At 73.4% G+C, this 22,642-nt stretch carries 16 protein-coding genes and 1 other RNA gene; 3 read left to right on the top strand and 14 right to left on the bottom strand.

The annotated features are described in order from the left end of the window. Positions 1 to 303: 303 nt before the first annotated feature. The 3 genes from AB0G11_RS04595 to AB0G11_RS04605 all read right to left on the bottom strand — a co-directional run bounded on the left by AB0G11_RS04595 (position 304) and on the right by AB0G11_RS04605 (position 4,446). Complete coding sequence (locus AB0G11_RS04595) at positions 304 to 1,773, bottom strand: hypothetical protein (RefSeq protein WP_357583976.1); 1,470 nt, start codon at positions 1,771 to 1,773, stop codon at positions 304 to 306. Positions 1,774 to 1,810: 37 nt separating this feature from the next. Continuing rightward, entirely contained in the window at positions 1,811 to 3,988 is a 2,178-nt protein-coding gene (locus AB0G11_RS04600; RefSeq protein WP_219499489.1) for an acyl-CoA dehydrogenase, read from the bottom strand. A gap of 62 nt (positions 3,989 to 4,050) precedes the next feature. Next, a complete protein-coding gene (locus AB0G11_RS04605) occupies positions 4,051 to 4,446 on the bottom strand; it encodes a hypothetical protein (protein WP_357583978.1) in 396 nt (131 codons plus the stop codon). 787 nt (positions 4,447 to 5,233) lie between these two features. Here AB0G11_RS04605 and AB0G11_RS04610 point away from each other — a divergent pair. Together AB0G11_RS04610 and AB0G11_RS04615 are read left to right on the top strand one after the other, a co-directional pair. Then, complete coding sequence (locus AB0G11_RS04610; RefSeq protein WP_357583980.1) at positions 5,234 to 6,694, top strand: AMP-binding protein; 1,461 nt, start codon at positions 5,234 to 5,236, stop codon at positions 6,692 to 6,694. 30 nt (positions 6,695 to 6,724) lie between these two features. Continuing rightward, on the top strand, positions 6,725 to 7,804 hold the full coding sequence (locus AB0G11_RS04615; protein ID WP_357583982.1) for a trypsin-like peptidase domain-containing protein: 1,080 nt from the start codon (positions 6,725 to 6,727) through the stop codon (positions 7,802 to 7,804). A 25-nt stretch (positions 7,805 to 7,829) separates the two neighbouring features. Here AB0G11_RS04615 and AB0G11_RS04620 read toward each other — a convergent pair whose 3' ends face one another. The 7 genes from AB0G11_RS04620 to AB0G11_RS04650 all read right to left on the bottom strand — a co-directional run bounded on the left by AB0G11_RS04620 (position 7,830) and on the right by AB0G11_RS04650 (position 17,034). Further along, complete coding sequence (locus AB0G11_RS04620) at positions 7,830 to 8,369, bottom strand: OmpA family protein (protein WP_219499497.1); 540 nt, start codon at positions 8,367 to 8,369, stop codon at positions 7,830 to 7,832. Then, a complete protein-coding gene (locus AB0G11_RS04625; protein ID WP_219499505.1) occupies positions 8,353 to 8,976 on the bottom strand; it encodes a hypothetical protein in 624 nt (207 codons plus the stop codon). The genes AB0G11_RS04620 and AB0G11_RS04625 overlap by 17 nt, the downstream gene beginning before the upstream one ends. Positions 8,977 to 9,053: 77 nt before the next feature. Continuing rightward, positions 9,054 to 12,056: a BTAD domain-containing putative transcriptional regulator gene (locus AB0G11_RS04630; RefSeq protein ID WP_357583984.1), complete on the bottom strand. Its 3,003-nt coding sequence runs from the start codon at positions 12,054 to 12,056 to the stop codon at positions 9,054 to 9,056. A gap of 5 nt (positions 12,057 to 12,061) precedes the next feature. Beyond that, positions 12,062 to 13,555: a serine/threonine-protein kinase gene (locus AB0G11_RS04635; RefSeq protein ID WP_357583986.1), complete on the bottom strand. Its 1,494-nt coding sequence runs from the start codon at positions 13,553 to 13,555 to the stop codon at positions 12,062 to 12,064. Between the two features lie 14 nt (positions 13,556 to 13,569). Next, on the bottom strand, positions 13,570 to 14,676 hold the full coding sequence (locus tag AB0G11_RS04640) for a hypothetical protein (RefSeq protein WP_357583988.1): 1,107 nt from the start codon (positions 14,674 to 14,676) through the stop codon (positions 13,570 to 13,572). Beyond that, complete coding sequence (locus AB0G11_RS04645) at positions 14,664 to 16,034, bottom strand: hypothetical protein (protein ID WP_357583990.1); 1,371 nt, start codon at positions 16,032 to 16,034, stop codon at positions 14,664 to 14,666. The genes AB0G11_RS04640 and AB0G11_RS04645 overlap by 13 nt, the downstream gene beginning before the upstream one ends. Positions 16,035 to 16,194: 160 nt before the next feature. Further along, positions 16,195 to 17,034 carry a phosphatidylinositol-specific phospholipase C/glycerophosphodiester phosphodiesterase family protein gene (locus tag AB0G11_RS04650; protein WP_357583992.1) on the bottom strand — a complete coding sequence of 280 codons (840 nt, stop codon included), beginning with the start codon at positions 17,032 to 17,034 and terminating at the stop codon, positions 16,195 to 16,197. Between the two features lie 115 nt (positions 17,035 to 17,149). Here AB0G11_RS04650 and AB0G11_RS04655 point away from each other — a divergent pair, with 115 nt between their 5' ends. After that, positions 17,150 to 17,920 carry a permease-like cell division protein FtsX gene (locus tag AB0G11_RS04655; RefSeq protein ID WP_357583994.1) on the top strand — a complete coding sequence of 257 codons (771 nt, stop codon included), beginning with the start codon at positions 17,150 to 17,152 and terminating at the stop codon, positions 17,918 to 17,920. On the opposite strand, the gene AB0G11_RS04660 is transcribed toward AB0G11_RS04655, so the two are convergent. From AB0G11_RS04660 to smpB, 4 genes are all read right to left on the bottom strand, one after another. Continuing rightward, positions 17,901 to 19,220 carry a hypothetical protein gene (locus AB0G11_RS04660; protein WP_357583995.1) on the bottom strand — a complete coding sequence of 440 codons (1,320 nt, stop codon included), beginning with the start codon at positions 19,218 to 19,220 and terminating at the stop codon, positions 17,901 to 17,903. The two genes, AB0G11_RS04655 and AB0G11_RS04660, sit on opposite strands and share 20 nt — an antisense overlap. A 410-nt stretch (positions 19,221 to 19,630) precedes the next feature. Continuing rightward, positions 19,631 to 20,014, bottom strand: a transfer-messenger RNA (tmRNA) gene (gene ssrA, locus AB0G11_RS04665). 303 nt (positions 20,015 to 20,317) lie between these two features. Beyond that, positions 20,318 to 22,177 (bottom strand): penicillin-binding transpeptidase domain-containing protein, encoded by a 1,860-nt coding sequence (locus AB0G11_RS04670; RefSeq protein WP_357583997.1) that lies wholly within the window; start codon positions 22,175 to 22,177, stop codon positions 20,318 to 20,320. After that, complete coding sequence (smpB, locus tag AB0G11_RS04675; RefSeq protein WP_219499517.1) at positions 22,174 to 22,641, bottom strand: SsrA-binding protein SmpB; 468 nt, start codon at positions 22,639 to 22,641, stop codon at positions 22,174 to 22,176. Before smpB ends, AB0G11_RS04670 begins: the two co-directional genes overlap by 4 nt. Position 22,642 lies beyond the last annotated feature (1 nt).

The raw sequence follows: 22,642 nt of genomic DNA on the forward strand, positions 1-22,642 counted from the left end.
AAGCCACGCCCGGTGCTCCGCTGGTAAGGCCTTGTCAGGCGGGAAGGACTACCTGGTGCCGTAGTTGTAGAGCGGCTGGTTCGGCGGGGTCGGGGCCGGCGACGCTACGTTGACCACCGCGACCGACGCGCCGACCGCCAGCAGGGCTCCAATGGCCAATGCCGCGAGAATTCGCAACACAGAGCGCTCCCTCCACATCGGTACGATGTGTGCCGACACTAGAACGTGTTACGGGACGAATCCATAGGTATCGTCAAACCGTGATGTAATAAGTTACCCTCAAGTAAGACGTGAATGAGCCGGTCAGCGGCGCCATAGCGTCAGCTCCCGGCCCTGGTGCACGGGCGTCCAGCCGCGCCGATCGAAGGGGAACCGGTTCTCGGTGCCGGCCACGAGCACGTACCTGACACCGGCGGGCGACAGCCTGTTGCGCGGGTCCTCGCCCCGCACCCGCAACCGCCCCCCGTCCGGCAGCCCGACCAGCAGCGTGTCGTCCCGGACCACCCGGCGCGCGAACATCTTGGCGGCCGGGTCGAGCGTCACCCGCCCGCCGTTCCAGCCGAACGCCCGGTGCGCGCCCCACGGCAGCGACAGCAGCGCGCCCGGAGCCGGGTCGGCGTTCACGATCCGCTGCACCGCCCGCCACTCCTGCGGGTACGCCACCGCCTCCAGCCGCCCCGACGCCCCCCACGCGAACGTCGGCAGCACCAGCACCGGCGCCAGCAGCCCGACCACGGCCGGGGCGCCCGACCGCAGCAGCGAGCCCAGGCCCACGGCCGCCACCAGGACCAGCGGCGCCAGGTACGCCTGACCGTCACGCAGCGGCCCGAACCCCGCCCACGCCCCGATCAGCCACTTCAGCACGCCCGGCGCGAACGCCCCCAGGCAAGCGACCCCGAACCCCGCCCCGGCGGCCACGGCCAGCCCGCCCCACCACTGCGGCCGTTCCTCCGCGCGCATCCTGGCGTACCCGTACAGACCGGTCAGCGCGAGCGCCAGCCGTCCGGCGGCGAGCCACCACGACTCCTGGCCCGGCACCCCGGCCTCGGCGTTCCAGACGCCGCCGAGCGACAGCAGGCTCCCCAGCACCCCGAACGGCCCGTCGGCCCGCGCCGCGAACGCGTCGACCCCCGCCGGGTCCGTCACCGCGCCCGAGGTCAGCGCGGGCACCAGCCACGGCAGGCTCAGCACGCCGAGCGTCACCCCCGTCACGGCCGCCCGCCGCCGCGCGGCCGCGATCGGCGCCAGCGTCAGCGCGGTCACCAGCATCGCCTGGAACCCGCCCACCGCCGCCGGCACCAGCGCCACGACGAGCCGCCACCACCCGCGCCACCCTCCGCGCCGCCACCCGTGCCACCGCTGGTGCCCGGCGGCAGCCACGGCCCGGACCGCCCAGGGCAGCCCCGCCACCCCCAGCAGCAGCGCCCACTGGCCGAGCAGGAGCCGCTGGGCCAGGTAGACGTTCCACGCATAGAAGACGGCCGCGACCAGCCGCCCGATCCGGCGCTCCGGCGGCACCAGCGCCGCCGCGCCGCTCGCCGCCAGCACGAAGATCGCGACCAGCAGCCCCTTCTGGACCAGCTCCCCGGGCAGGACCCGCGACAGCAGCGCCGCCACGAGATCGCTCGGCACCGCCCGGGGGAACCCTCCGGAGTCGGGCAGCAGCGGCGGATCCGGCACGAACACCAGGTCGTACCGGAGCACGAACCCCCACCCGAGCGCCGGCCCCAGCGCCAGCACGGCGAGACCCGCGCCCAGGAGCGCGGGTCCCATCCGTTCGAGCCTCCCCACGAGGAGGGAGGGTAGCCGGTTACTTGCCGGGCTCGGGATCCCGAGGCAGGCCCAGCATGCGCTCACCGATGATGTTGAGCTGCACCTCGGTCGTGCCGCCGTAGATCGTCATCGCCCGGGTGGCCAGCACCGCGCGGTTCCAGTAGCCGGCGTCGCCGAGCTTCATGTCGGCCGCCGTCACCGCCTGGGCGCCGAGCAGGCTCACCGCCGCCTCGGAGACGTGCTGGGCGTGCGAGGTCGACAGCAGCTTGCGCACCGACGCGTCGGCCCCCGGCTCCGACCCGGCGAGCTGCTTGAGCGTCACCCGCAGCGACAGCGCGTTGATCGAGTGGCCCTCGCAGATCACCCCGGCCAGCTCGTGCCGCTCGACCGGCGTGAGCTCGCGGCCCAGCCGCCCGGCCAGGCCCAGCAGGTCCGGCACGGACGCGCCGGTGCCGCCGGAGCCCGACGAGAGCGAGACGCGCTCGTTCGACAGCGTGTTGCGCGCCACCTTCCAGCCGTCGCCGACCTCGCCCACGACCAGGTCGTCCGGCACGAACACGTCGTCCAGGAAGACCTCGTTGAACAGGTTCTCGCCGGTCATCTCCGTCAGCGGGCGCACCGTGACGCCCGGCGACTTCATGTCCACCAGGAAGTACGTGATGCCCTCGTGCTTGGTGCCCTCCGAGGAGTTGCGGGCGATGCAGATGCCCCACTCGGCGAAGTGCGCGACCGACGTCCAGATCTTCTGGCCGTTCAGCTTCCAGCCGCCCTCGACCTGCTCGGCCTTCATCTGCAGCGCCGCCAGGTCGGAGCCCGCGCCCGGCTCGGAGAAGAGCTGGCACCAGATCATCTCGCCGCTGAGCGTCTTGGGCAGGAAGCGCTGCTGCTGCTCCGGCGTGCCGTACGCGGCCACCGACGGCACCACCCAGGCGCCGATGATCATCGCGGGCAGCCTGACCTTGGCGGCCTTGAGCTCCTGCGCGATCAGCACCTGCTCCAGCGGCGAGGCGCCCCGGCCCCACGGCCTCGGCAGGTGCGACATGACGAACCCGCGGTCGGCCAGCGCCCGCTTCTGCTCCTGGCCCTCCAGGGCGGCGATCTCCGCGATCTCCGCCCGGATCGCCTCGCGCATCGGCTCGGCGTCCTCCGGCAGGTCGATCTCCATCTCCCGCGAGACGCCCTGGAGCGCCAGGTCCGTCACCCGGGCCGCCCACTCGGCCGACGGGCCCAGCAGGGCGCGCAGGGTGAGCGCGCGGCGGTAGTAGAGGTGGGCGTCGTGCTCGAAGGTGTAGCCGATGCCGCCGAACGTCTGGATCGCGTCCTTGGCGCACTGCACGGCGGCGTCCGGGGCCATCACCCCGGCGATCGCGGCCGCGTACTCCAGCTCCTTGCCGGTGGCGCGCGTGGCGTCCCACACGGTGGCGCGGGCCTGCTCCAGCGCGACCAGCATCCGCGACAGCTTGTGCTTGATGCCCTGGAACTGGCCGATCGGCCTGCCGAACTGGACGCGTACCTTGGCGTAGTCGGCGGCGGCCGTGACGCACCAGGACGCCACGCCGGCGGCCTCCGCGCCCAGCAGGACGGCGGCCAGGTCGCGCACGTCCGAGCCCGACACGCCCTCCAGCACGCGGTCGGCGGGCACGCTCACGCCGTCCAGCTCCACCTTCGCCACCGGGCGGGTCAGGTCCAGCGACTTGACCTCGGTCACCGTGGCCGAGGCGGCGTCGAGCGCCACCCACACCTCGCCGTCGGCCGTCGACACCGGCAGCACCAGCACGTCCGCCAGCGAACCGCCGAGCACCGGCTCGGCCGTGCCGCCGACGACCAGCGTGCCGTCGTCCGACGGCGTCCCGGTCAGCTGCCCGCCCAGGGCGAGCGCGCCGGTCAGCGTGCCGTCGGCCAGCCCCGGCAGCAGCTCGTGCCGCTTCGAGGCGTGGATCACCGCGCTCGCCAGCACCGTCGGCACGTACGGGCCGGGCGCCATCCGCTCGGCCAGCGCCTCCACGGCCACGGCGGCCTCCAGCAGGCCGTAGCCGGAGCCGCCGGCCTCCTCGGGCAGGTGCAGGCCGAGCAGCCCCTGCTCGGCGAGCCCCGGCCAGAACGCGGGCCGCCCCTCGCCTCCGGCGCGCAGCAGCTCGGCCGGAATGTTCCGCTCGGCCCAGCCGGTCACCGACTCGCGGAGCGCCTCGTGCTCCTCGCTCAACCCGATCGCCATGTGCTCATCCTCCAGGCAGGTCCCATCGATGCCAGAACCATATTCTAGAGGATGCTTCTGGCCTAGAGTGGACGAACTTTCGCCGCCAACGTCTTCAAATCCGCCCAGTACGCCTTTCCCGGCTCCGGAATCGACGCGACCACCGTCTGCGGCACCGCCGCCTTCCCGCCCAGCCTCGGGAACGCCCGCTTCGCCGGCACCGCCGGCAACGCCGCCCCCGCCGTGGTCCCGGTCGCCGTCGGGGACCCGCTCACGCTCCCGCTCGCGGACGGCACCGGCACGACCGGCACCACCTCCTCGACCGCCGGCTCCTCCGGCACATCGCCCGAGAACATCACGAACACCAGCAACACCGCCGCCACGGTCGCCACCACGGCGCCGACCAGGTAGATCACCTTGATCGGCACATCCCCGATCCGGCTCACCACCCCGCCCTTGGGCTCCGGCGGCAACCCCACCCACGACCCACCCTGCTCAGGAAAGCCCCCTCCAGGAGCACCCCCTCCGGGCAGGGACGCGGCCCCACCGGGCAGGGGCGCGGCCCCACCTGGCAGGGGCGCGGCCCCACCGGGCGCGGGCGCGGCCCCTCCAGGTACGGACGCGGGCCCCCCGAGCACGGGCGCGGGCCCCCAGGGCGCCGGCGTGCCGGGCGCGGAGGTGGGGCCTCCGGGGGCGGGCGCTCGCTCGCCCGAGGCGGCGGGGCCTCCACCGGTGGCGCCTTCACCCGGTGCGGCGGCCATCCCCCCAGGCACGCGCGCGCCCCCAGCGGGCGCGACCCCACCGGGCGCAGAGGCAGCCCCTCCAGGTACGGGCGCGGGCCCTCCAGGGGCGGGGCCGGGCCGTCCGGGCGTGGGCGCTCCGGACGCGGGCGCGCTGGGCGTGGGGGCGGGGCCTCCGGGGGGTACGGGGGGAACGGCTCCCGGGGCTCCTTGGGGGGCCGGGGCGTCGTGGCCGCCTTGGGGGCCTGGTGCCGGGGGGTGCGCCTGGTCGGGTGGGGGTTGGGTCAGGGCACGCTGGATGGGGCCGGGGGTGGGTGAGAGGGCGCGCCAGTCCGTGGTGATGATCGTCTCGTCCGCCGCGGGGTCGTCCGGCGGGGGGACGACGATCTTGCGGAAGGGAGCGGTGGGAGCATCGTTGGTGTGGTCCTGGTCGCCGACGTCCGCCATGGGACGAGGCTACGTCACCCCGGAAGCCGAAATTTCCGCTATTCCGTTTGCAGAACTAAATTCTGTAATGTCGCCAGATATGAGGGGCTTCTATGAGATCGCGGCGAACGACCCAGGACGGCCCGCCCTACTCGGCGACAGCGAGAGCGACAGCACCAGCACCAGCCACGGGACCGTCACGTACGGAGAGTTGCATGCCCGGGTGAACCGGGCCTCGCACGGCCTGATGGACAAGGGCGTGGGCCACGGCGACGCGGTGGTGACCGTGCTGAAGAACGGGCTCGACGCGCTGACCATGATGCTCGCCACCTACCAGACGGGCGCCTACCTGGTCCCGGTCAACTGGCATTACACCGACGACGAGATCGCCTACATCGTGGCCGACTCCCGGGCCAAGGTCGTGGTGGCCCCGGACCGGCTCACGGTGGACGACCTGGCCGAGGGCCGCCCGGCCGAGCCTCCGGCGAACCGCCGAGCCGGGTCGATGATGCTCTACACGTCCGGCACGACCGGCAGGCCGAAGGGCGTGCGGCGCAGGCTGCTGGATCTGACGCCGGAGGACCTGTACCCGATCCTCATGCGCAAGAGCTGGCGGCATTTCGGCCTGCCGCAGGACGGCGTGCACCTGGTCTGCTCGCAGCTCTACCATTCGGCCCCGTACGGCCAGGCGATGATGGCGCTGCAGTTCGGGCACGCGATCGTGGCGCCGGAGCGGTTCGAGGCGGCGCAGGCGCTGCGGCTGATCGAGCGTCACCGGGTGACGAACGCGTTCATGGTGCCGACGATGTTCCACCGGCTGCTGGCCGTGCCGGACCGGGAGTCGTACGACCTGTCGTCGCTCACGCATCTCTACCACGGCGCCGCCCCGTGCCCGCCCGCGACCAAGCAGGCGATGATCGACTGGCTGGGCCCGGTGCTGTGGGAGTACTACGGCTCGACGGAGGCGGCGGTGGCCACGATGGTGTCGTCGCAAGAGTGGCTGGCCAGGCCGGGCACGGTGGGCCGGGCGCTGGACGGGATGGCGTTCACGATCGTCGGCGAGGACGGCGAGGAGGTGCCGCCGGGGCAGCCGGGCCTGGTGTACATCGGCGGCATCAACCGGTTCGAGTATCACGGCGATCCGGGCAAGACCGCGGAGGCGATGCGGGGCCGCGACTACACGCCGGGCGACATCGGCTACGTGGACGAGGAGGGCTACCTGTTCCTGCTGGACCGCAGGACGGATCTGATCATCTCGGGCGGTGTCAACATCTACCCGGCGGAGGTGGAGGCGGCGCTGCTGGAGCATCCGGCGGTGGCGGACGTGGCGGTGATCGGGGTGCCCGACCCGGAATGGGGGCAGAAGGTGGTGGCGCTGGTGCAGCCGGCGCCGGGGGCCACTGGCGACGACGAGCTGACGGCGGAGCTGCTGCGCCACTGCGGCCCCCGGCTGGCCAGGCTGAAGCACCCGCGCGCGATCGAGTACCGGGAGTCGCTGCCGCGTACGCCCACAGGCAAGCTGAGCAGGCGAAATGTCCGGGAGGCGTATCTTTCCGGCTGAGCCGGGCAGTAGTGCTCCATGCAGCGGATCTTGCCAGCACTCACCGCGTTGACGCTGGTCGCGGGCTGTGGCCAGATACCTCCGCCGGGCGCGCAGTCGCCGGGCACCCCGGCGCCGCCGTCGGCCACGCACACGGACACCGCCTCGCATCCACCGCCCGCGTCGCCCACCTCGCACGCGCAGGCGCTGGAGACCGCGTACGAGCGCGTCATCGCAGAAGTGCTGCCGTCGATCGTGCAGATCAACACGAGCACCGGCCTCGGCTCCGGCGTCGTCTACGACGCCGAGGGCCACATCGTCACCAACGCGCACGTGGTGGGCGACGCCAAGCAGATGGACGTCACGCTCGCCACCGGCGGCGCCACCCGGCGGGCCAGGCTGGTCAAGGCGTTCCCGGCCGGCGACCTGGCGGTGATCAAGGTGGACGATCCGCAGGGGCTGCAGCCGGCCAGGTTCGGCGACTCGGCCAAGCTCCGCGTGGGGCAGCTCGTGCTGGCCATGGGCAACCCGCTGGGCCTGTCGGGCAGCGTGACGAACGGCATCGTGTCGGCGCTGGGCCGTACCGTCAGCGAGCCGGAGAACCCGGGCTCGCCGGGCGCGACGATCGCCGGGGCGGTCCAGACGTCGGCGGCGATCAACCCGGGCAACAGCGGCGGCGCGCTGGTGGACCTGTCGGGCCAGGTGATCGGCATCCCGACGCTGGCGGCCACCGATCCGAGCCTGGGCGGCGGGGCGGCGCCGGGCATCGGGTTCGCCATCCCGAGCAACACCGCCACGGACATCGCCGCCCAGATCATCAAGCACGGCAAGGTGATCAACAGCCATCGGGCGGCGCTCGGCGTCCGGGGCAGCACGGTCATCGGCGAGAACGGCCAGCCCGCGGGCGTGGGCGTCGTGTCGCTGGTCAAGAACAGCGGCGCGGAGAAGGCCGGCATCCAGGAGGGGGACGTGATCACCGGCGTCAACGACACCGAGACGCCCACGATGGCGGCCCTCACCGAGGCGCTCACCACCTACAAGCCGGGCGACAAGGTACGGATCGAGCTGACCAGGGGCGGCGGCGCCCCGCAGACGGTCACGGTGACGCTCGGCGAGCTCGCAGCCGACTGAACCCGCGCGCCCCGAGGCGACGCGCTCATCCGGATTCCTTGACGTCGTAGACGATCTCGACGCGGCGGTTCTTGGCGCGGTTCGCCGGTACGGGCTCGCCGTCGACGATGTTCGGCAGCTTGGGGCGGCTCTCGCCGAAGCCCTGCGCCTGGAGCGACACGCCCGCGCCGGTGAGCAGCCCGCGCATGGCCTGCTGGACGGCCTGGGCGCGGCGGGTGGAGAGCGTCCGGTTGTAGGAGTCGGAGCCCTGGTCGTCCGTGTGCCCCTCGATCTTGACGACGCCGCCCGCGCCCTCGGCGTTGATCTGTTCGGCGACCTGCTTGAGCCGCTGCCTGGCCTTGCCGGTCAGCGCCCACTTGTCCAGCGCGAACAGCACGTCGCTGGTCAGCGCCACCGTCACCTGGGTGCCCTGCTGGGTCTCGCTCTCGGTGCCGTCGAGCGACTCCACGGCGCCGATGATGTCCTCCACCGGCATCACCAGGTCCTCCACCGCGCCGACCGCCGACTCGGGCGGCGGCGTGGGGGACAGCACCAGGGCGAGCGCCAGGCTAAGAGATCGGAACATCGGTCAGCACGCCGATCATCGGCATCTCGACGTTGACCTTCGTCACGTCGGCGGGCGGCGCGGCGAAGACCGCGTACAGAGAGCTCTTGTCGCCCGCCTTCAGGAAGCCGCCCTGGGTCTCGGAGCAGACGCACTCCGCGCCGGGGCCGGAGTTGTTGCGGGCGACGCGGTAGCGCTTGGCGTTGACCGGGTCGATGAGCGACACGCCGGAGACCGAGTAGTCCGACGGGGTCTCGGCCATGCCGTTGTGCATGTTGACCTTGCCCTCGACGGCGGTGACGGTCCAGTTGAGCGTGACCGTCCTGCCCTGCCGCTTGAGCGCGGTGATCTCGACGCGGGCCCGGCCGGTGTCGCCCGCGCCGGACACGTCGGTCTCGTGGGTGGCGATGGCCTTCCCGCTCTGCGGCGGCGCGCTCTGCTGGTCGGCGGGCTGCTCGCCGGGCTGCTCGGGGGTGGGCTCCTCGGCGGGCGCGGCGCTCTCCTGCTGCGTGGTGGCGGCCGTCTGCTGCTTCTCCTCGCCACCGCCGCCGCTGCCCGGCTGGGCCGGGAGCATCCCGCAGCCCGCCAGCGCGACGGCCGCCGCCACGAGCGCGATCGTCCTGCGCATGTCCATGGTCACCTTTCGGGGGTTCGACTCTTGGCTCGACAAGCTAACGCTGCGACCTTCAGGATCCGCATAGCCCGCTATAGGCGCCGGCGCGCCTCCCGCGCCAGGTGTTCGGCCTCGGCGCGGCTCTGCCGGTCGCCGAGAACGTCAAACTCTCCCATAGCACGCATCAACGCATCAACCGCCCCGTCGTTCCGGCCGAGTTCCAGGTACGTACGCGCCAGGACGAGCAGGGCCGCCGCGGCGTTGCGCCGATCCCCGTACGCCGTGTACGTCTCCGCCGCCTGCCTGGCCGGTTCGGCCGCCGACTCCGGCACGCCCGCCGCCCTGGCGACCGCCGCCAGCACGAGCAGCCCGGCGGCCTCCGGCAGGCGGTCGCCGAGCCGCCGGTTCGCCGCGATGCGCAGCTCCGCGTGCTCGCGCGCCTCCGCGTAGCGGCCCGCCCTCAGGTGCAGCCTGGCCAGGTCCAGCCGCGCCTCGGCCGCCCCGCGCGGGTCGCCCAGCTCCTCGTAACCGGCCAGGCTCCGCTCCAGCATGGCCTGATCGTCCAGCAGCGCGCCCAGCCCGCGCAGCGCGTCCGCCCGGCCGCGCAGGTCGCCCGCCTGCTCGAAGACCGTCAGCGCGCGGCGCAGCACCCGCTCGGCCTCGGGCCTGCGCGGCTCCACCAGGCCGAGCCGGAGCGTCACGCGGGCCAGCTCCAGCCCCTCCACCAGCGGCTGCGCCGCCCTCAGCGCCGCCGCCGCGGCATCGGCCCTGCCCTCCACCCGGTGCAGGTCCGCCAGGCCGCGCAGCAGCAGCGCCTCGCCCTGCCGGTGCCCCGCCGCCCGCGCCGCGTCCAGCCCGGTCGCGGTGGTGGCGTGCCAGTCGTCGTGGTGCCCGCCCAGCTCGAACAGCGGCGTCAGATAGAAGGCCAGCCGCCACGCCGCCTCGTGCAGCCCGGCCCGGTGGAAGTCCCCCACGGCCGCGGCCAGGAACCGCCGCTCCGCCGCCAGCCACCGCGCCTCCCGCCGCAACCACGCCGTCCCCCGCGACGTCTCCTCCCGCCGCCCGACCCCCGGCCCCCACCCAGCCCCGGCCTCCTCCCACGGCGCCCCCTCCCCGCTGTGGGGGAACACCCCGTACGGGGCGGCCACGGGCCCCCCGGCCCCGGCCTCCTCCCGCCGTGCCCCCTCCCCGCTGAGAGGGAACACCCCGTACGGGGCGGCCACCGGCCCTCGGCCAGCCTGATCACCACGGGCGGGCATGGGTCTCGGGGTGGGTGGGTCGTCGGGGGTGGAGACCAGGGTCCGGCCGGAGCCCGGTTCGGCGGGGAGGAGGGCGGACCGGGCACGCCTGGCACGGTCGAGCACCTCGGCGGCGCAGGCGCGCAGCACCGGGCCGGGCCCGCCCGCCTCGGCCAGCCGCTCCACGGCGTAGAGCCGGGTCAGATCGTGCCACCCGTAACGCTCCTGCCCGGCCTCGTCCAGCCCGAGCGACTGCAACAGCCCGGCCTCGGCCAGCGGCTCCAGGTCGGCCCCCAGAGCCCAGTCCGCGAAGTCAGGCCCCGTCCACGCCCCCAGCTCCCGCAGCAGCCGCCGCTCCGGCTCGGCCAGCCCGCGATACCCCACCGCCAGGCTGCCCCGCACGGCGAGGTCACCGGCGCTGAGCTCGTCCAGTCTGCGCCGTTCGTCCCCGAGCCGCCCGGCCAGGTGGGCCACCGTCCACCCGGTCTTCCTGGCCAGCCGCGACCCGGCGATCCGCAGCGCCAGCGGCAGCCCGCCGCACAGCCGTACGATCTCCCGCGCGGCCTCGGGCTCGGCGGCCACCCGGTCGCGCCCGGCCACCCCGGCGAGCATGTCCAGCGCCTCGTCCGGGGCCAGCACCCCCAGCTCGTACGCCCTGGCCGCCTCCAGCCCGGCGAGCGGCGACCGGCTCGTCACCAGGGTCACGCTGCCCGCCCCGGTGGGGAGCAGAGGACGTACCTGGGTCTCGTCGGCGGCGTCGTCGAGCACGAGCAGGAGCCGCCGCCCGGAGGTGAGCCGCCGGTAGAGCCGCACCCGTTCGCCGAGGGTGGGCGGCACGCTCCCGTCGGGGCAGCCGAGGGACCGCAGCAGGTCCTCCAGCACGGCGCCGGGCGCGCGGCCGCCCAGCACGGCGTACAGCCGCCCGTCGGGCAGGTCCATGCGGGACGCGGCCCGCACCGCCACCGCCGACTTCCCGGACCCGGGCGGCCCGTGCACCACCAGCAGCACGGGCGCCCCGCCACCGCCTTCCGGGGTGGCGGCGCGGAGAATCCAGGCGAGCACGTCCGCCCTCCCCGTAAAGTCCGAAATATCGGGCGGCGTCTCGTTGAGCGGGACCCGCCGTTCCGCCACCGGAACGGCGGCCACCTCCCCCCGCAGCACCCGCTCGTGCGCCTCCCGCAGCTCGGCCCCCGGCTCCAGCCCCAGGTCGTCCACCAGGATCCGGCGCGCCTCCTGGTAGGCGGCCAGCGCCTCCGAACGGCGGCCCGCCTGGTGCAGCGCCGCCAGCAGATGCGCCCAGGCCCGCTCCCGCAGCGGATGCGCGTTGACCAGCGCCCGCAGCTCGCCGACGACCTCGGCGCCCCGCCCGAGCCGCAGGTCCAGCTCGACCCGTTCCTCCACGGCGGTCAGCCGCAGCTCCTCCAGCGGCACCCCGTGCGCCCGGCGCAGCTCGGCGCTGTCGACGTCCGCGAGCGCCTGCCCCCGCCACAGCCCGAGCGCCTCCCGGAACGTGCCGGCCGCCTCGGCGACCGCGCCCGCGTCACGCGCCATCCTGGCCTGCCCGACCAGCCGCTCGAACCGGTGGCAGTCCACCTCGTCCGGATCCGCCGCGATCAGGTAGCCGCCGGGCACCGTGGTGATCCCGTCGACGATCTTGCGCAGCGCGCTGACGTACACCCGGAGCACCGGGTCCGCCGACTGCGGCGGCTGATCGCCCCACAGCACGCTCACCAGCCGCTCGACCGGCACCGCCCGGCCCGCCGACAGCAGCAGGGCCGCCAGCAGCGCCCGGTGCTTGGCCGGGCCCGGCCCCTGCCCGTCCTCGACCCGCAGCGGGCCCAGCACCCGGAACCGCACGCCGCTCACCCCTGCGCGGGCCGCAGCGCGAACGACTCGAACCGCACCCGCACCGCCGCCCCCGAGTCGGGCGCCGCGTGCACCCCGGCGCTGCCCGGCCCGTAGGGGTCGTCGGCGTCGGCGGCCTCGGCGACGAGGCTCTCGTTCAGCCACATGCGCAGCTTCACCTCGTCCCCGCTTCCGGCGCACTCGGCCACGACGCGGTTCGCCTGGCCGGTCTTCACCCGCAGGGGACCGTACAGGACGGCGCCCTCCCGCCCGGCGCGGCGCTTGACGATGGCGACCTCGCCCGACCCGCTCACGGCGAACTCGTAGCGGTCGCCGCCGTCGCCGCGGCACCACACGCCGTACTCGCCGCGTCCCTCCTCCAGGGTCGCCTTCGCGCTCACGACCACGCCGCCGTCCGGCTCGCGCCTGGGCGCCGACTTCCACAGCCGCCACCCGTCCTTGACGGTCAGCTCGTACGCGGAGCCGTCGAGGCGCACGTTCCCGCCCTCGGACGCGCCGACCTCCCACGAGCCGAAGCCCGCCTCGTACGGCCAGGTCGCGGCCTGCGTCCCCCGCAGCCCGAGCACCGCGGCGACGGCCAGCACGGCGATCCCGGCGACCCCCGCGACCGCCCAGCCCCACCGGCGGCGGCCCCGCTCGGGGGCATGGGGCGCCGGGTTCGTCCAGGTGCGTTCGACGACCTGGGTGGCCGAGGCGGCGCTCACGTCCGTGCCGCCGAGCAGCCCCGCGAGGAGCCCCTGGACGGTGGGCCGCTCGCGCGGGTCCTTGGCCAGCGCCCGCGCCACCAGGTCGCGGATGCCCTCGTCCAGCCCGTCGAGCCGGGGCTCCTCGGCGACGATCCGGTACAGCACCTCGCCGGGCGCGCCCTCGCCGAACGGGGCCCGTCCCGTCCCGGCGAACGCGATCACCCCGCCCCACGCGTACACGTCGGTGGCGGGCGTGACCGGCTCGCCGCGCGCCTGCTCGGGGGCCATGTACACGGGCGTCCCGAGGATCGCCTGGCTGGCCTGGCCGTCGGAGCCGGCGAGCTGCGCGATGCCGAAGTCGATCACCTTGGGCCCGAGCGGCGAGAGCAGCACGTTGGACGGCTTGAGGTCGCGGTGGACGACCCCGGCGGCGTGGATGGCGCTGAGCGCGGTCGCGATACCCACGGCCAGCGCGTCGAGGTTGCCGCCGGACAGCGGTCCCTGTTCCCGTACGGCCCGGGCCAGGTCGGGGCCTTTGACGTATTCGGTGACGAGATAGGCGACGTCCCCGTCGATGCCCGCGTCGAGCACCGGAGCCGTGCAGAACCGCGCCACCCGCCGGGCGGCGGCGACCTCCCGCTCGAACCTGCGGCGGAAGGCCGGGTCCCCGGCCAGCGAGGGGTGAATCAGCTTCACGGCCGCCAAGCCGCCGGTGGGCGTGGCGGCCAGGTGCACCTCACCCATGCCGCCCCGGCCCAGCACGCGCCGCAGCGTGTACCCGCCGATGACCCGATCACCGCTCACCGCAGACAGAGTAGTCAGGTCCGGATATGTCCGCCGACTCTGGACTCCGGTCGCAGCAGGTGGCCGAACCCCGCCCTGTCCATCCGCGCGCGGAGCTCACCGGTCGTGACGCCGAGCGCGGCGGCGGTGTCCGGGAGACTCCACTGGTTCTCGGCCAGCCTGCTCAGCAGGTAGCCCCGCCTGACCTGTGCCTGCGAGAGCCGGAACGTCTTCAGGTACGCCGTCCGCCCCTGGTCGTCGGTGATCATCTCACCGATGTGGTTCTCGGCGAACCGGTCGAAGACGGGCAGGAACCGCTGGAGCGTGAAGCGCCCGAGCCGGTAGACGTCCCGCACGTTCGGCGCCCGCAGGCCCCCCGCCATGACGGAGTCGTGGAACGCGGCCCACTCCTCCCCCTGCCGCTCGGCCTCGCGCCGCAGGTCGGCGAGCGTGTCCACCCGGCTGTCGTCGATGGCCGCGCGGAAGTCGCGCACCGGGTAGTGCAGGGCGTACTCGTAGATCAGCTCCCCGTACAGGTCGCGGATCAGCGTCGGGTGCAACGCCCGGTAGTCCTCCGGGTGCGGCGTCACGAACGCGCTGGCCAGCGTGTCGCCCACGTACAGGAGCAGCCCGCACTGCCCCGCGTGGAACTCGAAGACCCGCAGCGCGTCGTCCAGCCCGCGCACGTGCGCGCCGGAGTAGGCGGCCTCGACGCGCGGCGATAGCCCGCCGGCGACCGCCACCCGGGTCCACTCCTCCCAGGCGATCCCCGGCAGGTCGTAGTGCAGCGCCAGGTAACCCTCCAGGGCCAGGTGCAGGGGCAGGATACGCAGCCGGTTCTTCGCCTCCCGCTGGACCAGGCGGCGGTGCGTCCTGATGGGCACGTGCCGCAGCGGCTCGCCGAGCTGCGTCCCGTAGGCCGCGGCGGGCGTGCCGTCGCCGGTCCACGACGCCACGAACGCGTGCGGCACGTACGCGGTGTAGACGGTCCGGTCCGGCAGGAGCGCCATGGACAGCTCGTCGCCGTACACCCGGGCGTGCAGCCGCAGGTCCACGATCGGCTCGGGCCGCACCAGCGGCACCAGCCGCACGCTGCCCCAGGTCTGGGCGGGCATGGTGACCAGGCCGGTCAGATCGAGCATGCCCGCTCCTCCAGGTACGCCCGCAGCTCGCCCAGCCCGGTGCGCCCCTCGGCGAAGCGGGCCAGCTCAACCAGCGCGGGCAGGTCCTCGGCGTCGCGGATCCCGGCCGTCGGCACCAGGGGCGAGAGCCGCCGCACGTCGAACCGGTCGGCGTCGTACACCGGGTTGAGGTGCGCGACCCGTACCTCGCCCGCGGGGTCGAGCTTGCGCCGCCACACGCGCAGCACCTCGGCGGCCAGCCCGGGCGGCGCGTTGTCCCAGCCGTCGGAGACGATCACCAGCCGGTCGGGCCGCGTCTCCAGCGCGTCGAGGACGCGCAGCCCGAGCGGCGTCGCCCCGGCCGGTCGCGCGGCCACGGGCTCGGCCCGCCCCGACAGCCACAGCCCGGTGTAGCGGGAGGCCAGCGCCTCCAGCAGGTAGTGGCAGGCCAGCGCGACCGCGAGCGGCCGGCGCCGCTTCACCGGCGAGCCGTAGGAGGAGAAGCTGTCGTCCAGCACCGCCGTGACGCTCCCCCACGTGCCCGCCCGCGCCCCCGCGACCCGCCGCGCGCCCGCGCGCAGCGCCGCGACGTGCTGCCGCCGCTCGTCCACGGGCAGCGACAGCACGTACGAGGCCGCGCGGACCAGCGGCAGCGCGGCCAGGTCGGCGCCGGTCTCGACGCCGCTCCCGCGTGCCGCGCCGGTCAGCCGCAGCCGCTCCAGCCTCGTCAGCCGGGGCGCGATCCGCTCCAGGAACACCGCCCGGCTGATCCCGTGCCGGGCGGCGAAGCCCTCCGCGACCGTGTACGGCAGCTCGTACAGGGCGTTCTTGTCGTAGTGCGCCCGCCGCCACGCCTCCAGCACCGGGGTCTGGAAGCGGGCGCGGCGGCGCGGCGCGAACAGGAAGTCGCCCAGCTCGCCCGGCGGCGTCAGATGCGCGTGCCGCACCGCCGCCTTGACCGCCGAGCGGTACTTGACCGCGTCGAAGGCCAGGTCGGGGCGGGCGAGCAGCCAGTCGCGCACGATCGCCCTGGTGCGCCTGTTGTTCACGCCGTCGCGCTGGAGCTGCCTGAACAGCCGGTAGACGCGGGCCGGGCTCATCCGGGCCAGCCGCCGGGCGATCAGCCGCCCGTCGGCGGCGCTGCGCTCCCTGAGCACGGTGGCGATGATCAGTGCGGCGTTGTGGTCGTTGACGTCGAGCGCCAGCGTGGCCGCGTAGAGGCCGGGATAGTTGCCGTGCACGTAGCGGTGCAGGAAGTCGAGCGAGAGCCGCTGCTCGCCCGCCCCGCCGTGGAACTCGCGCTGCCCGGTGGCGGTGATCGCCGCGTTGGCGAAGAGCAGCACGTCCTCGCACTCGATCAGGTCGGCATAGGTGTCCATGAGGCCCCCGGATGACGGTGGGGCTGACCGGGGAATGAGGGCACGAGCTGCGAAGCATCGCGGTAAAGGCGGTTTCCGGAAGTCGCACCGGAGTCCCGCGGTCAGCCTGATCCGGAACTTACCGAATCATCCACACCTACGCGACGAATTAACCGCCTCGTCAGGCCGCCGCACGTTCGCCGTCGTGCTCCAGCAGGAACCGCTGCAGCCCGGCCAGGTCGTCGGTGTTGACGTGGTCCACGTCCGCCGCGACCAGCTCGCGCCAGAGCGCGTCCCGGGCGGGACCGGCCACGTCCGGCGTCGCCCAGAAGCGGACCCGCTGCCCGTCCCGGTGGGCCGTCGCCACGATGTCACGCAGCTTGGCCCGCTCCGCCTCCGGCATCGGGCCCTCGCCGCGCCAGGTGAAGTGGTTGGTCCAGTTGTCGCTGATCAGCGGGACCAGCGACGCGCCGCCCTGGCCCAGGTCCGACAGACGGCCGTCGTAGAACGCCGACCGCCGCTCCTGGCCCGCCATCAGGTCACGCGGCCGGTCCCCGCTGATCACGACCGTCACCGCGCCGGGCTTGACCTTGCCCTTGTGGTAGGTGGTCAGCATCTTGCGGTAGGAGCTCAGCACCTGGTCGAGCTCGGTGTAGGTGGCGGCGCCGTTGTTCTTGATGTCCACGAGGAGCTGGAGCTGCTGCCGGCTGCGCGGGTAGACGTGCCCGTGGTTGTCCCGTACGCGCCGGGCCAGCGGGTCGAGGTAGAGCGCCTGGAGGGTGCGGCCGGGACGCAGGTCCTCCGGGTCGTGCCCGACGAGCAGTTCCCCGTCCACCAGGTAGATGTCCGCCTCGACGCTGGTGAACCCGTGGTCGAGGGCGTCCAGCAGGGGGCGGTCGTGCTCGTAGTCGTTGTGCGCGTGCGCCCGTGGCAGCGGCTGCGCCCCGGCCGCCGACGCGGGAGCCGCCATCAGGACCAGTGCCCCCGCGGCGACCAGAGCCCCCAGAGCTCGACGGAACATCACATCTCCTCACACATCCGGAACCAGAGATGCGACACACCGTAGATCAGCAAAGTGTGACAGGAGTGACGTTTCGCCCAATACACGGATAAGTCAAGTCTGCGATGATCTCGCCATGTCCCGCCGGAAACTTCCCGCGCTCGTGGCCGGCCTCGCCCTCCTCACGGCCGGGCTCGGCATCGGAACCTGGGCCCTCCTCCGCCCCCCGGACGGCCCCCTCCCGCCCCCCGCCGGCCCCTGGCCCACGACGGGCACCCTCGCGGTCTTCCTGTGCTCGTCCACCCCCACCGCCGAACCGTGCGAGAAGGGCGCCCCCACCGAGGCCGAGCGCCGCGTGATCGAACAGACTCTCCGCGACATGCCGGAAGTGTCAGACGTGCGCTTCGAATCCCAGCCGGCGATGTATCAGAGGCTCAAGGAGAGCGGCGATGCCTGGACCGCCGAGATTCGCGTGGATGACATGCCGGAGTCGTACCGCGCGAACCTCACCACACCCGGCGTCCGGACGGACCGCCTGGAAGCGCTCCCCGGAGTGACCAGCGTGCACGTGAACGGGGCAAGCTTCTGGGCCGACAAGGCCGACCTCGGCATCCGCCTCTGCCTGGCGCTCTCCGCGGAGGACGCGTGCGAGGATCGCGACACCACCGTTCAGGAAAGGACCGCCGTCTACCAAGCTCTCCGGGCCATCGACGGCGTGGGCGCCATCTACCTGGAGAGCAGCGAACACGCGACCAAGAACGCCGACCGGGTGCTCCTCAGGGACCTGGACCTCACCCATCCTGAGTTCTTCCATGTCGTCCTCACCGATCCCGCCGTCGCCGAGCAGGTCAAACGCACGGTGCAGGCAATGCCCGGGGTCGCGGGCATCATCCGGCACCGGCCATGAACGACCTGGCCAGCTTCTCCAGCCCCTTGCGCGCCACCGACGGGTCGAAGACCGGCTCCCGGTAGCCGTCGGCGCCGACCACGCCGCCGCCCGTCGTCGTCCCCCGGAACGTGAACTCGACCGTACGGTCACCGGCCAGCACCTTGATCAGCAGCTCCATCCGGGGCGGCTTCTCCGGGTCCTTCGGGTCCGTCGTCGCGGAGACCACCGCGAACGCCCGGTCGCCGAGCCCGGCGACCTGCTGCCGGGGCTCGTAGGTGGTGTGCGTGACGTCGTTGCCGATGCCGCCCTTGGCCCGGTAGCGGTCGTACTTCCTGGCGTCCCTGTCGAACTGGAACGCCGCCCCCGTGTCGCCGCCGCCCCACTCGGTCACGTGGACGCCCAACCGGCCGCCCCGGGCGGCGTACTCCTGGCCGGGCTCGTGCTCGACCCGCTCGGCGACGGTCCACGTACAGGTGGTCTGCTTGATCCTGCCGTCGCTCCCGCCGACGGCCGGGCCCTCGGCCGCCGGGAAGAACGCAGCCTCCACGTCGCGGGCGGCCAGGATCGCGCACGGGCCGGTGAGCTTCACCCCGCCGGCGCCCTTGGCCATCTCGGCGGCGACCAGCCCGGCGACCTTGTTCGCCGCCGCGCGCACCTCGTCGCCTTCGGGGTACTTGGCCCCGGTCCGGTTGTCGCCGCCGTACTCGACCTCGATCAGCCACGGCCCCTGCCGGACGAACACCTCGGCCTTCAGCCCGCCGTGCCCGATGGACGACTGGCTGTAGGAGGCGTCGCCGTACGTCAGCTCCTTGATCTCGCCGAACGCCGAGCCGGACGTCCGGCCGTCGACCCGCTTGCCGTCGCGGACGTTGACCCGCCGCCCGGCGGCCTCCTTGTCCTTGCCGAAGCGCTCCTTGGCGTACGCGAGCGCGTCGCGGCCCTCGGCGGCGCGGGCTGCCACGGTGATGCTCATATGGCGGTAGCCGATGACGCCGCCGCCGACGTCCATCTTGCTGTTGCGCCACGCGCACGCGGCCCGCTTCTCGCGTTCGGTGGCCGCCTGCGTCGAGGCGTCCTCGCTCGCGTACCTGCCGTCGGCGACCAGGCTCTTGCGCAGGGCGTCCGGGACGACGGCGCAGATCTGGTCCCCGGTGACCGCCCGCAGCTTCACCGCCTCGGCCACGGGCGACGGCGACCGGGTCCGCCCCCGCCGGTCGTCGTCCACGGCCCCCACCCTGCCCCGCGGCTCGCCGCGGTCCTGGTTGAGCAGCAGCCACCCTCCGGCCAGCCCGCCGACCACGACCACGACCCCCACCACGGCCAGCACCACGATCAGCGGCCCCGGCCCCCCGCCCTTACGCCGGGGCGCCCGAGGCGGCCACGGTCCCCCAGGCCCGCCCGGCCCTGCCGGCCCGTATGGCGGCCCCTGCGGGTTCGGCTGCGGGCCGCCGGGCTGCCACCCGGACGGCCCCGGCGGCCGGGCGGGCATCGGTCCGGGAGGTGGCGGGAAGGGGGTGGACACTCGACGACCTTTCGCAGGGCTCGGCACGCGCCCGTTCTCCAGGCATGGCAGTCCGCGAGCCTACGACCCACCGCCCCCGACGCATGTCAGGCAAACACCCGACAAAAGCGGCACCCGTACCAACGAAAAAACGGCCCCCGCCGAAGCGGGAGCCGTCACAAAAGACTCGCCCCCCGCGCCCGAAGGCGCGGAGGGCGAGACCACAGATGTGGAGGTGGCGGGAATCGAACCCGCGTCCTTCAACCCCAAGGCAGGGCTTCTCCGGGCGCAGCCTGCTGTGCTTTTCTCAGCCCCGGCGATCACGCAGGCGAGTCGCCGACGGGCTCAGCCACTGTTTGGTTTCCCGATCACCCCCGTGGCCGGGTTGATCGGTTGAGCCTTCTAGCGATGCCAGATCCCGGGCCGAAGGCACTCCCGGGCTGACAGAGGTTTCGCTACTTAGGCAGCGAGAGCCAGGGAACCCTGGCTGACCTCAGTGCGCTTGGAATTGGCACTTGTTGTTTGCGGTCACAGGATTAACGAGGTTATGTCCGCAGTCCTCGGCCCGCTTCACCTGACTTGCAAAGTCGAAGTCGAAGCCAGTCACCCCCTGTGCAGTTGTCAACACGAGCCCTCGGATGGAACCCGAGGAGATCGCGCATGACGACGATACCTCTCACAACACCGAGGATGCCAACTCAATTCCCGGCATGCCGAAACCCCCGGGAACGTGGCACAGCTGCTCGCGTTCCCGGGGGTCGACCGGCAGGGTCGAGCCGGTCCGGACGGCAGGACTTCCCCCGAGATGAAGTCCTGTCCCATCACGGCGACTGAACCCGCAACCCCCCGAGCGGGCACAGTCATCCTGTAAGACGCAGCCGCACCGCCCAATGGTTGCTCTGTGTCACAACAAATCACGGAGAGTCATTGAGCGCCGCGAAGAAGCTGCCTGCCACGGCCGACGGGTCGTGGTTCCTGGTCAGCGCCGCGATGGCGATCTCGCCCTGCCAGCCGACGAACCAGCCCAGCTGCTTGTCCTTGTCGACGGCCGTCGCGCGGACCCCGTAGACGCGGCCGCGTCCCGCCTGTGCCGGGGTGCCCTGGGCTCCCGCCTTCATCATCGACACCAGCGCCTTGCGCACGGCCGGGTCGACGGGCACCGGCTGGAGCGGCGGCTGTGGCGTCATCTCGGCCGTGGGGTCGGGCGAGCTGGGCTTGGTGACCAGGACCGGCGGGTGCCAGGTGCCGGAGGCGACCGCGCCCGCGACCAGCGCCATGCTGAGCGGGCTCACGAGCACGCTCTGCCCGGCGATGGCCCTGGCCTTGTCGGCGTCGCTGGCCAGCTTGGGCAGCTCGCCGCTGAACGACTTGAGCGGAAGCTGCCAGGGCCGGCCGATGCCGAAGTCCTCGGCGCTCTTGGCCAGGTCGGTGGCGTTCACCCGGCGGGCCAGCGAGGCGAGCGCGGTGACGCAGCCCTTGGCGAAGTTCTCCTGGAACGTCGGCGTGGCCCCGGTCATCTGGCTGGTGTTGGCGAACCGCGCCCCGCCGACCGACCGCTCGGGCGGGCACGGCAGCCGCTGCGTGGTGCGCACGCCGGCGTTGACGAGCGCGTCGGCGGCCACGACGGAGAACGCGGTGCCCGCCGGGAACCGGCCCGCCAGCGCGTCCTTCTCCTGGTGCATGCCCTTGGCGCCGACCGCGAGGATCTCGCCGGTGCGCGAGTTGACCGCCACGATCGCACTCGTCCGGGTGGCCGACACCGCGTGCTCGGCCGCGGCCTGCACGGAGCTGTCGATCGTGGTTTCGACGGAGACGTTCTGCCTGCCCGGCCACTCCTTCAGCGAGGCCATCTCCCGGCCGGACTTGAGGTCGAGCGTGATGACCCGGGTGCTGGTGGAGCCGGTGAGGTAGGCCTGGTAGGCCTGCTGGAGGCCGCTCTGCCCGATGGAGTCGCCGGCCCGCTGCGGGCCGCCGAGCTTCTGCTCGGTCTCCGGGGTGAGCGCGCTGACCTTGCCGACGATCTGCTTGGGATCGTCCGGGTCGACCGGCTGCTCCTGCGGCACGGTCGAGATCTCGGGGATCGCGTCGAGCTTGGCCTTGATCGACAGGTAGCGGGTGCGGCCGAACGTCACGAGCGGCACGGTGACGTTCGGCGGCGCCGAGCGGATCCGGCTCAGCAGCCGGTCCTCGGCGTAGCCGGTGACCTGGGAGAGCTGCTTGACGACCGCTTCGGCGCGGTCGCCGAGCTGCGACGGCACCACGCCCGCCACGTACAGGTAGGTCTGCTCCTGCAGCGCGTTGCCGTCCCGGTCGAGGACGGGCTGGCGCGAGCGCGGCTCGGTCTTGACCGCGAACCGCTGCCCCTCCTGGAGCTGCGGGTGCAGCACGGACGGCGACCAGCGCACCTTCCAGGCCCCGTCGACGAGGTGCAGCGGCAGCACGCCGTCGTAGGTCCACAGCGGGTTGTTGTCGCCCAGGTCGACCTCGGCGGCGAAGTCGGCCCGCGACTCCTCGCCGGTCACCTTCACGCTCTTGATCCTGAACCGGAACGAGGCGGCGTCGAGCTGCAGCTTGACCTCGGACAGCGCCTTGCTCACCGCGGCCGGATCGGCGTCGGTGCGGCCGGCGGCCAGCTCGTAGTCGCCGGCCTGCCAGCCCACCAGGAAGTCGCGCACCGCGTCGTGCGGTGACGCCTCCTCGAAACAGCCGGTCAGCGTCATGCTCGCGACCGCCAGCGTGACGGTCGCGGCGAGTGTACGGCGGACTCGGCTCATCGGTTGCGGTGCCGGAGCGCCCGGGCCATCTCCCGCTTGGCCTGCTGCTCGGCCAGCGACTGCCGCTTGTCCCAGTCCTTCTTTCCGCGCGCCAGGCCGATCTCGATCTTGGCGCGGCCGTCCTTGAAGTACAGCGACAGCGGCACGATCGTGAGCCCGCCCTCCTTGGTCTTGGCGGCGAGCTTGTCGATCTCCTTGCGGTGCAGCAGCAGCTTGCGCTTGCGGCGGGCGGCGTGGTTGGTCCACGTCCCCTGGGTGTATTCGGGGATGTGGACGTTCATCAGCCACGCTTCGCCGTTGTCGATCGTGGCGTAGCCGTCGACGAGCGAGGCGCGGCCCTCACGCAGCGACTTCACCTCGGTGCCCTGCAGCACGAGCCCCGCCTCGAAGGTGTCCTCGACGTGGTAGTCGTGCCGGGCACGCTTGTTCTGGGCGATGACCTTCCGCCCGGTCTCACGTGGCATG

The organism is Nonomuraea sp. NPDC023979, assembly GCF_040639085.1.
Taxonomy (GTDB): Bacteria; Actinomycetota; Actinomycetes; order Streptosporangiales; family Streptosporangiaceae; genus Nonomuraea; species Nonomuraea ceibae.